Below are 14,604 nucleotides of genomic sequence, written 5' to 3' on the forward strand. Positions count from 1 at the left end.
ATGGCGCAATGTTGCGCCATTTTTGTGTGCTGCTTACCGTTAAAACTTCGTGTTACTGAGCATTAAGAGCAAGTGTACTAGCAAATTATTTTAGCAATGGATGATCGGCTGGCAGTTGGCGGGTGATCCACAAAATTAGCTTGTGTTTCATGTTTGGCCCATCTTCTTTATCTTTAGCCAGTGGTTGGATTAAGTTATCTGTGACTAATAACCGGTAAATACACTCAACCTTATCCTTAGGTGAAATACCTTTATCAAAATCAGCATAACCGCGTTTTTTGGCATAGCCAACGCCAATTTCCATGGCAAATTTCAATATTTGCGCTTCATTTTTATGTGGCTTCATTAGCGTTCCTCTGGTTGCACACCGAGCCTACTATGCTTGCATTAATGATTGCAATTAGCAGCTTACCTTATGGCTCACTTTGGAACCGCGCGGTATATCAATTATTTCTATTGTTTATGTTTGCTGTTCACTCGCAATGACCGCTTTTATGCCATGGGAGTGCACTTTAATGCACACATTATCGTGTTTAAAAGCGATCGTTGGGTTGGCTAAACGTTCCTTATCGCCTTTTGGCGAGCTCATCTTAACCTTGATGGCTTGGTAGGGGCTAATCTCTGGGGTTGATGGTGTTGGTTGCAACAATGGCTTTAATGTAGGGCATAGAGTTAGTAAATCTTGGCTAAGGGTTTGGCAATCTTCAGCCATTGATTCAATCACCAGTTCAATATGTTCCCACCCTTCTTGTGGATAGACTTTATCGCTGGGGTAGGGTAATTCAACACAGTCAATGCGAAATTGTCCGAGAGTGAGTGGTGTATCTAATTCGATAATAAGGATCGTGCGGCCGTTAATTATATTATCTGAAATAATATTTCCCACGCGACTAAAAGCCTCTCGCAGTGCATCGGCGCTGGTGATGGAATTAACCCGCAGTGCCACGTGATCGCAAAACAGGGCTTTATCCGCTAAATCTAAGGTGTCGAGTAAAGCCAAAATTTGCGTTTCAAAGACTGGCCAGTGTTGCGTTAATTGCTCATAGCTGATGCCGGCAGTTAACGGTGCAGTGAGTTCATTAGATTTAGCCATAGAGACTCCAAGGGATTTTATTGCTGTTAGTTTCTATTCTTTAATTGAAATAAGTAGCGATAATTCAACTAACAGCATGATTTAACGTTAAATAAAAACGCCCATTAAACTGGGCGTATTGGATATTCTGTTCATGCTTAATCGGTATATTGCGATAGGAAGCGGGCTAAGATTAAGGCCAAATCTCAATCGGGGTGCCTTCATCGACCACTTTCCATACTTCATCCATTTCGGCGTTGGTAATTGCGATACAGCCGTCAGTCCAATTGTATTGTTGGGCTTGCTGTGGCGACAATGACGATTTAGGATTTTGGCCGTGGATCATGATCATACCGCCAGGTCTAATGCCCAGGGCTTTTGCGCGCAATTTATCTTCTTCATTGGGGTAGGAAATATGAATCGATTTATAATAAGCACTATCTGACTTTTTATAATCAAGGGTATAGCGCCCTTGAGGTGTGCGTTGGTCACCTTCCTTTAACTTATGTCCAGCGGGTAAATCACCCATAGCGATGTGATATTGCTTTAGTATTTTGCCATCGCGCAGTAAAGCCATGCGGGATTCAGATTTAGTGATCACCACCAAATCCACTTTACCCATGCCAGAAGCGCCTGAGGCATGTAATGTGGGTGAAGCCAGTGCCGCGATAGTCACAGTGAGGTATGTCAATGTGGAAAGTAGGGTGGCGCGCATTAAAGTCCTCGGAAATAAACTCATGGGTTGAATGAGATGGATTGTTAACTTTTCGGCATCATACCGTAATTTTACCGCGCTGTGAGTAGATTATTTTGAGCTGAGTGCAATTGCATGGCAGACTCGTGGCATATTTATGTTGTAACCCCTCTGTTAATACGTTAGTTGCAAGGAAGTGTGTATCTGTATGCCTGAGAATATTCAATCCGAAAGTCCATTAAAGCGTCAATTACGCCTCATTATTTTTGGTACAGATACTCCCGCAGGTCGCTATTTCGATATCGGCTTAATGTTGTGTATTGTGCTGAGTGTCGGCTTGGTTTTCCTCGATACAGTTGAAATGTTTCATCGCGAATATGGTCAAATTATTCGTGTATTAGAATGGGTTTTTACTGTCATATTTACGATTGAATATGGTCTACGTTTATACTGTGCCACCCATCCTGTGCTGTATGCTCGCAGTTTTTATGGGCTAATAGATTTGTTATCGGTATTACCCACGTATTTAGCGCTGTTATTCCCCGGTGCTAACTTTACCTTAGTCATCCGCATACTGAGGTTATTCAGGATCTTCAGAGTGCTCAAACTTCTGCGTTATTTAAGCGAAGGTAATGTCTTGCTTAAAGCAATGATGCAGTCGAGCCGAAAGGTTTTTTTATTTTTCTTCTCGGTCAGTTTGATCGTTATGGTGCTCAGTGCAGTAATGTATGTAGTTGAAGGGCCTAATAATGGCTTTAGTTCAATCCCTAAATCTGTGTATTGGACGATTGTGACAATTACCACTGTTGGCTACGGTGATATAACTCCTCAAACCGGATTAGGGCAGGCTATTGCGTCGTTAACTATGCTCATTGGTTATTCCATTATTGCTATCCCCACGGGTATTTTAACGGCTGAAATTTCCCATGAGGTGAGGCGAAGTCGAGACTTACGCAGCTGTAACCAATGCCACAAAACTGGCCACGATCTTGATGCCATGTATTGTAGCCGCTGTGGTTGTGAGTTAGATAAATTAGATGTTCCCGCTGAAAAAGGCGATAAATAATGGCAGTTGCTGATTTTTTTATTCTTATAGGTAAAACACACGTATGACGCAAGCCAAGTTTGTTGAAGGGCCTATTTTACGCCATATCTTAGTAATGAGCTCGACCTCTGCGGTAGGAATTTCTGCCTTATTTGTGGTGGATTTACTGGATATCTTTTTTCTCAGTTTGTTAGGCGAAAATGAGCTTGCCGCTGCGGTGGGCTATGCGGGCAGCATCTCGTTTTTCACGACATCTATTGGTATAGGGCTATCAATTGCATTAGGCGCGCTAGTGTCTCGCTCTATTGGTGCAAAAGACGTAGTGCTGGCAAAACGGCTATTACTCAATAGTGCAGTCGTCACCACCTTAATTAGCGTGCTGGTGGCTGTGGTTGTGACTAGCTTTATTCCTGAGCTAGTGGCATTAGTTGGCGCCCGTGGAAATACGGCGGTGCTTGCGGCCAGTTATTTATATATTTTAGTGCCTTCGCTGCCTTTTATTTGTTTAGCGATGGCGCTGGGCGGGGCTTTGCGCGCGGTAGGCGATGCCAAACTTTCTATGATGTCTACCTTAGCAGGCGGTGGTGTTAATGCCGTGCTAGACCCTATTTTTATCTTTATGTTCGCGATGGGCATAGAAGGGGCTGCATTGGCATCGGTACTGGCACTAGTGGCAGTGTTTGTAATTGCCGGTCGCGGGGTGGTGATCAAACATCAGTTACTGGGTCATTTTAACAAAGCGTACTTTGTCGCAGATCTTAAACCTATTTTTGCGATTGCTGGGCCCGCGATGTTAACCAATGTGGCGACGCCCATTGGCAATGCCTTTGTTACGCGTGCGATTGCCGATTTTGGTGATGCTTATGTGGCGGGTTGGGCCGTGTTAGGGCGTTTGATCCCAGTGGCTTTTGGGATGATTTTTGCCCTTTCTGGCGCGATTGGGCCAATCATTGGGCAAAACTTTGGTGCGGGACAGTTTGATAGAGTAAGGGAGAGTTTGACCAGAGCCATCCAATTTTGCACTGCGTATGTGCTGAGTATGTCGTTATTGCTGTTTGTGCTTAAGTCGCATTTGATTAATGTGTTCGATATGAAAGGTGACAGTGCTGATGTTATTAACTTTTTTTGTAGTTATATCGCGGTGTTCTTTATCTTTTCGGGGATTTTATTTGTAGCGAACGCGTCATTTAATAACCTGGGTAAGGCCAAATATTCCACGTTATTTAATGTTGGCAAAGCCACATTAGGCACAGTGCCTTTTGTGTATTTTGGCGCGCTGTGGGGCGGGGTTTATGGTGTGCTGATTGGACAAGTGATAGGCTCTATACTCTTTGGTATTTTAGGTGTGCTAGTTGCCTATCGCTTGGTGGATAAAGTGGCTACGCAAGCACAACAGCTATCTTCGTATACAGTGAGCGACACATTAAACAAGCAAGATGAGATTGCTAACTGCGTCGCAGAGCATTCACCTAGCGCGGTTAATCCACTGTCATCAGTGCAAGCGCAAATGGCACAATTAACCGAAGAACAAGAAGTCGATGTTACTTTGCGGGTGATAAGTGGCGATGACAATGAATTAGCTCCAAAATCCCTTAAGTCTGATACATAATCTTTTGGCACAGCGTAAACACGAATGTGTTTTGGGGATTGACGATTAATCTTAAGGTTGATTAACGGCTAATACATACAAAAAATGCCACTCGATTCAGTGGCATTTATGCATTTAAAACTTAACATCTTGGCGATGTATTCAGCCTATGTGAGGCGTATCGTTGGTATTATCCGTACTGGTCTCAGCAATTTCAGTGGCTTCTAAGGATTCAAGCTTCGCACGCTCGGCCTTAGAGACATAACCAGATTTTGCGGGCAAGCCAATTGTGGCAGGGTCGACTTTATTTAGTCTAGCCTTGGCGCGCTTCGCTATTTTCTTGATGATTTTTTGTTTCTTGTTCATGACGTCTCTAATTTCGTTTCGCACCCGCTATGCGCAGGAATATGAGGCCAAGGGCTCAATTGAGGGCGGATTCTAACTCAATCTGAGCGAGCTGACCATGCTTTGCTGTATTTTGTCAAAAAAGAAGCGTGCATTCAACGTCAGGCGTTAGCCCTTTATTTAGTACAAGTCGTTTGGTACAAGAAATAAGCATAAGCGTTTTGAGTTGGGGTTATGCAATAGAAGGTGCGTATTTTTCGATGTGTACTGACAATACGTACTATTAGTGCAGGTCAAAAGCCATTATATTACTTGCCGATTATTGATGTTGAAATGACTAAAGTGAGCGCTATCGCTCATAGCTTGCACAGAGGAATACGCTTTGCTAACTAAAATGACCTTTTTTGAACGCTTTGAGCGTGACATCTTAAGTGGTGCTAAAACTATTACGCTGCGTGATGAAGCGGAATCCCATGTTGAGTCAGGACAAATATTACCGGTTTCGACCTTTGAAACAGACCGCTGGTTTTGCGATATCCAAATTGTTGATGTGACGCCCGTGTCACTCTCCGAGTTGACAGATGTACATGCCGAGCAAGAAAATATGACATTAGCGCAATTACGTAATGTCATTGCTGAGATTTATCCTGGTCTTGAGCAATTATTTATGATCCGCTTTAACGTGTTACCGCAGTAAAATAGTCAGCTTAATGGGGCATAAAAAAAGCGTAAAAGGCAGCACGGCAACTTTTTACGCTTTCACTATTTTAATCGGATACTTGACGGGGTAATTATCGCGCCCAAGGTAACAGCTTTTGGGCGAATTGGTCAGCTTGGCCTAAACCAATCGCGGCGCGATGGCGCATCCTATATAAGGCTTGATAGCACAAAGGCACCAAATATAAGCTGGTAAGAGTCGAGAATGACAAGCCTCCGATAATCGCAATAGCCATGGGCGAATACGGCGGGCCGCCGCCACCAATTTGGGTCTCACCCATTGCCAGCGGTACTAATCCCAGCACCGTAGTGCCGACTGTCATTAATACTGGGCGCAAACGCGTGATACACACATCTCGAATGGTAGTGGATAATTTGTCGAGATCTGGCGTCATCTGATTAATCTGATCCACCAGAACGATGCCGTTATTTACCACTATACCCATTAAAATCAATATGCCTATCATGGCCATCACCGAAATAGGCGTACCTGTGATAAATAGCGCCCAAAATACGCCAGTAATAGAAAATAAAATCGAGGTAATAATGGCTGTCGGTAATAACAGTGATTCAAATAAGGCTGCCATTACGATATAAATCATTGCGATAGCCAATAACATATTGGTCGTCATAACACTTTGGTCTTCATCTTGTCGCTCAAAACCACCGCGCAAAGAATAATCGTAACCCGTCGGGAAATGGATATTCTCCATTACTTGCTTGATCTTGGTTTGTGCCTCTTCTGTGGTGAGGTTTTCTAAATTAGCACCAATCGACAAAGCCGTTTGGCGATTAAAGTGTTTGATTGTGTCAAAGCGCGGTTGGATCTTGATGTTTGCTAAGTTATCTAAGGTGTATACCCTTTGATCGATACGCACTATGGGTAACTGTTTGAGTTTTTCTAAGGATTGTTGCCATTCTTGGTCGTAGGCCATTTCGATACGTAGCTCGCCATTGGGATCATGACGGAAGGATCGCAGCGGCGAACCGCGTAGCGCCATAGCAATACTCGAAGCAATTTCATTGAGCTTTAAATCTAACCGTGCTGCCATTTGTCTGTCGATGCGGATAACGACTTCCTGCTGCGCGCCGTTTAGCTCAGAGCGAACGTCTTGTAATCCTTTGATATTTTGTAGTAAAGGTATTACCTGTTCGCTTAAGTTAATCAGCTCAGAGGTTGAGCGTCCTGTGAGCGTAACGCGCACGCCAGAGTTATCATCCCCCCAACCAAATTGCGGTTTGGCGATAGCATACTTAGGGAAACCACTGCGGATGTTCTTTTTCAACTCATCCAGTGGTATAGGTAAATCTTTTTTTAGCAAAATAACTGACGAACCATCGTCGGGTGCGTAATAGCTGTAGACAGAGTCAATATGAAATTTATCTTTATTATTATAAAGATACTCTTCCATTTGGTTAACCATCGCCTCAGTCACATTGAGGTTATGCCGACCTTCCACTTGATAGTTAATGTAAATTCGCTCCTTGCTCTGGCTGTCCTCTTGATCCTGTTTAACCATAGATAGCGGCAGGGCGGTGGACGCGAGAATAGCCACGGCGATAAAGCCTGAACGCCAAGGCCTAAGTAATACCCAATTGAGGCTCCTGTTGTAAAACCGCTGCAACTTACTGGGGCCTTTTGAGGGCGCTATATCAAAATGCAACTTAGTCAACATCAACGGGATCAAGGTTTTAGCTACCAGTAGCGATGCGGCAAGGGAAATACAAATCGCGATGGCAACATGCTCAAGGAAAATCGTCAGCTCGACTTTCACGCCAAAAATATTAGGTAAAAATACAATGGCGGTGGTCATAGTACCTGCTAATACGGCGAGAGACACTTTATCGACCCCCGTCATGACTGACTCTTCATTATCCTTAGGGTGTTTACCTTGTTTTTCCTGCAGCACGCTCTCGGTCACAACCACAGCGTTATCAATTAACATACCGATGGCGAGTAAAAGTCCCATCATCGACAGGATATTTAAGCTGTAACCGAGCAAGTACATGGCGGCGAGTGTCATACCGATTGAAATCGGTACAGATGACACGACCACTAAAGTCATTTTTAAATTACGCAGAAATAAGTACAGCACCACAAAGGACAGCAGTGCGCCGATTAAGCCTGAAAGTAGCAAGTCAGCCAGCGATGACTTTACGCCAGAAGCTTGATCCTCCATGATAAATAGCCGAATACCTTGAAACTGAGGATCTTGTTTGGCTTGAGAAATCACCTTTAATACACGGTCTGATACTTCTACTAAGTTAGCGCCGGATTCTTTAAACACATCTAAACCCACAGCGTAGTGTTGATCTAAATGGCGACCTTCGACGCGTTCAGGCAGGGCAAACTGCACCTTAGCAATGTCGCCTAAGGTCAAACCAGGACTGAGTATGAGCGCTTTAATATCTTCAAGGTTTCTAAACTCACCTTTTGGCGAGACTTGGTAAACAAGGTTACTGGCTCTGAGTGTGCCAGCGCTAATGATAAAGTTCTCTCTGCCAAGGCGTGCTTGCAAGTTAGTTACTGAAAAGCCACTGGCGGCAAGTTTATCGGCATTAATGCGTACCTCAATCTGTTTTTGTTCAACGCCGTAGAGGCTAACCTTAGAGACGCCTTCAACACGTTCAAGCGGACGTTTAAGCTGTTTATCGAGTAAGTCGAATGCACCCGACAGCTCGCGGTCGCTCGATATGCGTATGGTGAGCACGGGCATATCGGCGGTAGAAAATTGGCGGATAAACACTCGCTCAACATCTTTAGGCAGTAAATGGCGCACCGCATCGATTTTTTCCCGCGCTTCTAGGCTCTTTGTTCCGACGTTTTCCCCCCACTTCATATTGATTTCGATTTCAGCGCCTTCTTGAGACGATTCTGACTCAAGCTCGTCAATGCCGCCCATTGTCGCGAGGGATTCCTCCAGCACTCGGGTGATATCGCGCTCGATTTCTGCCGGAGTCGAGCCTTTGTAAGGCACTTGCACCACAATTTGCGGTATATCGATACCGGGGAACATTTCTAGCGGTAATAGACGACTTGAAGCCAGACCAAATAGCAAAATAGCCAAGAAGAACATGCTGGTGGTCACGGGACGCTTAATGGCTAAACGAGTGAGGTTCATGGGCGAGCCTCCTGTGTATCATGCTCAATCTGACAGCTTTCTACGGTATATTCCTTGCGATCGAAAAGCGCATAAAGCACTGGCAGCACAATTAACGTCAGTAAGGTTGATATACTGAGTCCAAAAATGACTGTAATCGCCATCGGTGCACGCACCTCTGAGCCATCGCCTAATCCTAGCGCCATCGGCAATAAACCTAAGGTAGTGGTGAGTGTGGTCATCATAATAGGGCGTAGGCGTGACTTAGCGGCGGCGCGAATAGCCTCGAGCTTTTGGGTGCCTTCGCGGCGCAGTTGGTTGATGCGATCAACTAATACAATCGCGTTGTTCACTACAATTCCCGCAAGCATGATAAGACCGATAAATACCACCACACTCAAATGGGTTTGGGTGATATAAAGTCCAAGTACGCTACCTGCCAAAGCCATCGGCACGGCAAACAGAATTAGGAGTGGATGCAATAGCGATTCAAACTGACTTGCCATCACCAGATAGACTAAGAAAATGGCTAAAACAAGCGCAATTTTGAGTGATTTGAATGAATTTTCCATTTCCTCATTCTGCCCACCAAAACGAGCTTGCACCGATGCGGGTAACACTTGTTGCGACAGTATTTGCTGCGCCTGTGTCACGGCATCACTTAAGTCTCCGTAGGCGATATTCGCCGATACAAGTGCGACGCGCTGTTGGCTGATACGGTTAATCGCCGAGGGGCCTAATTGCAGTGAAACTTCGGCAACAGCACTTAACGCAATAGGCTGGCTGCTGTTTGGATTAATAATTAAAGCATCGATATCGCTAATTTGATCGCGCTCAGCAAGTTCGCTGCGTACCAGAATATCAATTTTACGGTCACGCACAGTGTACTGGCTGGCAATAGTGCCGCCAACGCGCTGGGCAATGCGGTTGGCAACCGTTGGCGCATCCATTCCGAGCGCCGCTAATCTTGCATGGTCAAAGCGGATACTGAGCTCAGGTTGACCATCGCGCAGGCTGGTATTGACGTCAGCAAAACGATCCGATGCAGATAATGCTTTGACTAGATTATCGGCGCTGTGCTTGAGCAAGTTTAAATCGTAACCCGTGAGTTCTATTTCTAACGGCGTTTTAAAGCTAAATAATTCAGGTTGTTCGATTTTAGCTTCAAGTTCAGGAATGCGGCGCGCGGTATCTCGCAGCACTTGAGTGATGGCGTTATAGGCACTGTGATCTGTGAGTACCACTTGCAAACGGCCCCAGTTTTCACCTCCGCGAGCGGTGTCTGATGTCATCAAACCACCACTACCAGCTTGGCTATAAGCATGGTTAACTTCGGGTTTGTCCTTGATGGACAACGCGAGTTGTTGTAATACCTTATCGGTTTCACTCACCGCAGTTCCTGGCGGAAGCAGGATCTCTACATAAAACTCACCCTGATTCATCGGCGGAATAAGCTCCATACCTAGGCGAGGTAACAGGCTAATACACGCGCTCGTTATCGCAATAGTGAGCAGTAGCGTGATTATTTGTTGGCGCAGCGCTAAGGCTAATAGTTTGTGATAAACCTTCTCGATACTGTGGTAGATAAAGTTAAACCCTGAGCTTAAAGGACGCATGACTAGCCCAATAAGCCAAGAAAATAAGCGGCTTAAAATAAGCACTAAGGTTAATAGTGCTCTGGGTAAGTAACTAAATATAAGAAGAATAGGGAAGCTAGATGCTGTCTTACTGTAGTGCTTAAACTTACCCATTTTAGTGGTAGGTTTATCCGTAGATGGTTTTTTTTCCAGTGCGGGTAAGGTTTTAACACCTTCGCGAGATGCCAACATAGGAATAGAAGTGAGTGCAACTAACAGCGATGCTAAAAGCGCAAAGGTAACGGTTAGCGCTTGGTCTGAGAACAGAGCGCCAGCAATACCATCGACAAATACTAATGGCACAAATACCGCAAGAGTGGTGAGGGTTGAGGCAAAAATCGCCCCAGCTACTTCCTTTGTGCCTGTTACTGCGGCATCTAACTTACTCATGCCTTCGCTACGGCAACGGTCAATGTTCTCTAATACTACAATGGCATTATCGACCAATAAACCAATGGCCAGCGCAATTCCACCTAATGACATGATGTTTAAGCTGATATCGGCAAAATACATCATATTGAATGTGGCGATGACGGAGAAAGGAATCGAGATAGAAATAATCAGTGTTGGGATGATGTTACGCAGGAACAAGTAAATCACTAGCATAGATAATACGCTGCCCATTAGCGCTGAAGAGGTCACTTCACTGATGGCACTTTCGATAAACTCAGATTGGTCGTAAATCACTTCGAGTTTGTTTTGTTTCGGATCTTGATTGATTTTAGCCAGTTCATCACGCAGTTTTTTGGCAACGGCCACGGTATTAGCATCACCTTCTTTATAAATGGCCAGCTCAATCGATTCTTGGCTACCGATGCGGGTGATATCACTGCGCTCTTTATAGGCATCAGTGATGGTAGCAACTTCAAATAAACGCACTAAGGTTTGTTCATTACGATAGACAATAACTTGGCCAAGTTCTTCCAATGAATTGAATTGATTGAGTGTTCTGACTAAATATTCACGATCACCTTGGATGACTTTACCCGCAGAGAGGTTAATGTTTTCTTCGTTAATGCGACGTTTAATGTCATCGGCATTGAGATTGAGCTGCGATAGTTTTTCTTGATTGAGCAGAATATGCACTTCTTGCTCTAAACCACCCGATAAACGCACCGCAGCCACACCCGAAAGGGCTTCTAGGCGCCGTTTAAGCTCTTCTTCTGCGTAGGTACGCATTTGCTTAAGATTGGCTTCTGAGGCATTGGGTACCGATAAGGCCAGACGCATAATTGGGTCAAGGTTAGGGTTAAAACGCAGCAATAAAGGTTTTTTAACATCTAATGGCAGGGCGATAGTGTCGAGCTTTTCACGCACATCTAAACTCGCCATGTCCATCGTGGTGCCCCATTCAAACTCAAGCACCACATCTGACATGCCCGATCGTGAAATAGAGCTAATTTTGCGTAAGCCTTTGACCACGCCAACGGCTTCTTCAATTGGTTTTGAGACGAGTTGCTCGACTTCTACAGGCGCTGCACCGTCATACATAGTGCGAATAGTTAACGTGGGATAGCTCAAATCTGGCAGTAACTTAACCGCCAAGCGTGAAAACCCCACCATACCGAATAACATCACCGCCAGCATGAACATCCACACTGTAACGGGTCGTTTAACTGAAGTGCTGATAATTGACATAAATGACTCCAATCAGTTTTTAGCAGAAATAAGATTGAGTGGAGTGATCACTTCGACTAATGATTGATCTTTCAGGTTTTGCTGGCCACGAGTCACAACTTGCTCTCCGGGTTTAATGCCAGTAATAACTTCGACTAAATCCCCTTCACGGTAGCCAATTTCAATTTCTCGGCGATTAGCGTTCGCCCCATCAATCACATACAACGCTTGTTTATCATCTTGGTTAATCAAGGCGCTGTAGGGGATAGTGATAACATTTTCATGGGTATCATATTTAAGTTCAACACGGGTAAACATGCCCGCTTTAAGACGTGCATCTTGGTTAGGTACAGCGAGTGTTACCTTAAAAGTGCCGCTTTGTGGGTCAACAATTGGGCTTATCCGCAACACTTTGGCATGAATAGCACGCTTGCTTTGTTGATTGCTAAACACTTGAGCCTCTTGGCCGAGTTTTAAACTTGCCAGTTGTTGCTCTGGTAAATGTACGATGCCGTGCAGCTCATCTTGGTTAACGATGTAAAAAAGATCGCCGTATTCCTTGGCCATATTGCCCGCTTTTACATAACGCTTAGCGACTACGCCACTGATGGGTGACACCACTTGGCTTTCTGTGACTTGCAGCTTGGCGAGATCTTTTTTTGCAATAGCCGCTTGCAAGTTATATTCGAGCTTGGCCATTGAGTCGGCGCTAATAAATTCTCTGTTGCCCATCTTTTTAAGACGGTTTAATTCTTGCTCAATAATTTTTACTTCAGCTTCTGAGCGGTCTAAATCGTATTGTTGCCTTTTTGCATCGATAACAGCGAGCACTTGACCCTTTTGAACACGATCGCCTTCTTCAACAGTAAGTGATTCAATCAATCCAGAAATACGGCTGACGACATTGGCTTCTTGCGGCGCTTCTAAAGTGGCGGTCGTGCTATAAAAAGAGGAAACGTCTCCTTGCTTCACTGTAGTGGTTTCGACGGGAATGGCATATTTTTCTTCTTTTTTGGCCACTTCCTCTCCACCACAGGCTGCCAGCATTGAAATCATAAATAATGGCAGAATGAATTTAGCAACTTTTGACTTTCTCATAAGAGTATTACCGGTTGTATTTATCGTGATGACATGTAAAAGCACAAAATATGCCAATGTTATAATTTGTTTTATTTCAATTACTTATTCTGGATGTTGATGGCGTGCTATTAGTGGATACCATCAAATGTAGCCAAAAAGTTTAATAAATGATGAAAATAACCATGCATAGTTAATGGTGTGATAATTTATAACAATATGTTTTGTGTGAGGAAGGGCTGATTTAAGGGGAATTGAGATATAAAAAAAGCGCCCTGAGGCGCTTTTAAATGCATAAAGTCTGGGATTTAACGTTTATCTAAATCAACAAAATTACGCGTTTTTTCGCCAGTATAAAGCTGACGAGGACGGCTGATTTTGTGCCCTGGTTGATCTAACATTTCTTTCCAGTGAGCAATCCAGCCAACAGTGCGTGCCAGTGCAAACAGCACAGTGAACATACTGGTTGGAATACCAATGGCTTTCATGATGATGCCAGAGTAGAAATCGACGTTTGGATATAGCTTCTTAGAAATAAAGTATTCGTCTTCAAGCGCAATGCGCTCAAGTTCCATGGCGACATCCAATAGAGGATCTTTTACTTTTAGCTCTTTCAGCACTTCATGACAGGTTTCACGCATAACTTTGGCTCGAGGGTCAAAGTTCTTGTAAACACGGTGTCCGAAGCCCATTAGACGGAATGGATCATTCTTATCTTTAGCACGTTCAATGAATTCAGGAATACGGTCAACTGAACCGATTTCTTCTAACATTTGTAAGCAAGCTTCGTTAGCGCCGCCGTGTGCAGGGCCCCAAAGTGACGCAATACCCGCTGCGATACACGCAAATGGGTTAGCGCCTGAAGAACCCGCTAAACGCACGGTTGAAGTCGATGCGTTTTGTTCATGATCAGCATGTAAAATGAAGATCCTGTCCATGGCACGTTCAACAATCGGATTAACAACGTATTCTTCGCACGGCACTGCAAACATCATGCTTAGGAAGTTGCCCGCATAGCTTAAGTCATTACGTGGGTAAACGAATGGCTGGCCTGAAGAATACTTGTAACACATTGCTGCAATAGTCGGCATTTTTGAGACCAAGCGATAAGCAGCGATTTCACGGTGACGTGGATCGTTAACATCTAAAGAGTCTTGATAAAATGCAGATAGCGCGCCCGTTACACCACATAACATGGCCATAGGGTGAGCATCACGACGGAAGCCTCTAAAGAAGAAAGCTAGCTGCTCGTGCACCATTGTATGATTTTTTACTGTATGTACAAACTCAGTATATTGTGCTTTTGTCGGTAGTTCACCGTAAAGCAACAGATAACATAGGTCTAGGTAATCGGAGTCAACAGCAAGTTGATCGATTGGATAGCCACGATGTAGCAATATGCCCAGATCACCATCAATAAAGGTAATTGCAGATTCACAAGAAGCAGTCGCTAGAAAACCTGGGTCAAAGGTAAAGTAACCCTTGCTGCCAAGCTTACTAATATCGATTACGTCAAAACCAGCTGATCCTTGCTTTATTGGCAATTCTATCGAGTCGTTCCCTGGTAATTCTAATTTGGCTTTTAAATCAGCCATACCCCGTTCTCCTTACTTAGTTCTTACTCTGTGAGTGCGGTACTTCAAAAACGCCATTACTGTACAGCTATTCTAGATCACATTTCAATTTAAATAAGCGTTTAAATTTGTTAGAC

11 protein-coding genes are annotated in these 14,604 nt (G+C 44.3%); 3 read left to right on the top strand and 8 right to left on the bottom strand.

Features of this window, described 5'->3' with window-relative positions; translation table 11 throughout:
* Positions 1–85 precede the first annotated feature (85 nt).
* The 3 genes from BW947_RS11195 to BW947_RS11205 all read right to left on the bottom strand — a co-directional run bounded on the left by BW947_RS11195 (position 86) and on the right by BW947_RS11205 (position 1,787).
* Positions 86–346 carry a DUF5062 family protein gene (locus BW947_RS11195; RefSeq protein ID WP_006081993.1) on the bottom strand — a complete coding sequence of 87 codons (261 nt, stop codon included), beginning with the start codon at positions 344–346 and terminating at the stop codon, positions 86–88.
* A 114-nt stretch (positions 347–460) separates the two neighbouring features.
* On the bottom strand, positions 461–1,093 hold the full coding sequence (locus BW947_RS11200) for a VOC family protein (protein WP_076499606.1): 633 nt from the start codon (positions 1,091–1,093) through the stop codon (positions 461–463).
* 172 nt (positions 1,094–1,265) lie between these two features.
* Entirely contained in the window at positions 1,266–1,787 is a 522-nt protein-coding gene (locus tag BW947_RS11205; protein ID WP_076499607.1) for a L,D-transpeptidase family protein, read from the bottom strand.
* Between the two features lie 187 nt (positions 1,788–1,974).
* Between BW947_RS11205 and BW947_RS11210 the strand changes: the two genes are divergently transcribed.
* Together BW947_RS11210 and BW947_RS11215 are read left to right on the top strand one after the other, a co-directional pair.
* On the top strand, positions 1,975–2,832 hold the full coding sequence (locus BW947_RS11210; RefSeq protein WP_076499609.1) for an ion transporter: 858 nt from the start codon (positions 1,975–1,977) through the stop codon (positions 2,830–2,832).
* A 43-nt stretch (positions 2,833–2,875) separates the two neighbouring features.
* On the top strand, positions 2,876–4,420 hold the full coding sequence (locus BW947_RS11215; RefSeq protein ID WP_076499611.1) for an MATE family efflux transporter: 1,545 nt from the start codon (positions 2,876–2,878) through the stop codon (positions 4,418–4,420).
* A 141-nt stretch (positions 4,421–4,561) separates the two neighbouring features.
* Here BW947_RS11215 and BW947_RS11220 read toward each other — a convergent pair whose 3' ends face one another.
* Complete coding sequence (locus tag BW947_RS11220) at positions 4,562–4,765, bottom strand: DUF2986 domain-containing protein (protein WP_076499612.1); 204 nt, start codon at positions 4,763–4,765, stop codon at positions 4,562–4,564.
* A gap of 373 nt (positions 4,766–5,138) precedes the next feature.
* Between BW947_RS11220 and yqfB the strand changes: the two genes are divergently transcribed.
* Positions 5,139–5,441 carry a N(4)-acetylcytidine aminohydrolase gene (gene yqfB, locus BW947_RS11225; RefSeq protein WP_076499773.1) on the top strand — a complete coding sequence of 101 codons (303 nt, stop codon included), beginning with the start codon at positions 5,139–5,141 and terminating at the stop codon, positions 5,439–5,441.
* A 94-nt stretch (positions 5,442–5,535) separates the two neighbouring features.
* Here the strand turns inward: yqfB and BW947_RS11230 are convergent, their stop codons facing one another.
* The 4 genes from BW947_RS11230 to BW947_RS11245 all read right to left on the bottom strand — a co-directional run bounded on the left by BW947_RS11230 (position 5,536) and on the right by BW947_RS11245 (position 14,488).
* Entirely contained in the window at positions 5,536–8,583 is a 3,048-nt protein-coding gene (locus BW947_RS11230) for an efflux RND transporter permease subunit (protein ID WP_076499614.1), read from the bottom strand.
* The gene (locus tag BW947_RS11235; protein WP_076499616.1) at positions 8,580–11,837 is read right to left on the bottom strand and encodes an efflux RND transporter permease subunit; all 3,258 of its coding nucleotides are present in this window, start codon (positions 11,835–11,837) and stop codon (positions 8,580–8,582) included. The genes BW947_RS11230 and BW947_RS11235 overlap by 4 nt, the downstream gene beginning before the upstream one ends.
* A 12-nt stretch (positions 11,838–11,849) precedes the next feature.
* Positions 11,850–12,914 carry an efflux RND transporter periplasmic adaptor subunit gene (locus tag BW947_RS11240; protein WP_076499775.1) on the bottom strand — a complete coding sequence of 355 codons (1,065 nt, stop codon included), beginning with the start codon at positions 12,912–12,914 and terminating at the stop codon, positions 11,850–11,852.
* 287 nt (positions 12,915–13,201) lie between these two features.
* On the bottom strand, positions 13,202–14,488 hold the full coding sequence (locus BW947_RS11245) for a citrate synthase (RefSeq protein ID WP_076499618.1): 1,287 nt from the start codon (positions 14,486–14,488) through the stop codon (positions 13,202–13,204).
* Between the last annotated feature and the right edge of the window lie 116 nt (positions 14,489–14,604).

Origin of the sequence: Shewanella morhuae (assembly GCF_900156405.1) — a bacterium.
Lineage (GTDB): Bacteria > Pseudomonadota > Gammaproteobacteria > Enterobacterales > Shewanellaceae > Shewanella > Shewanella morhuae.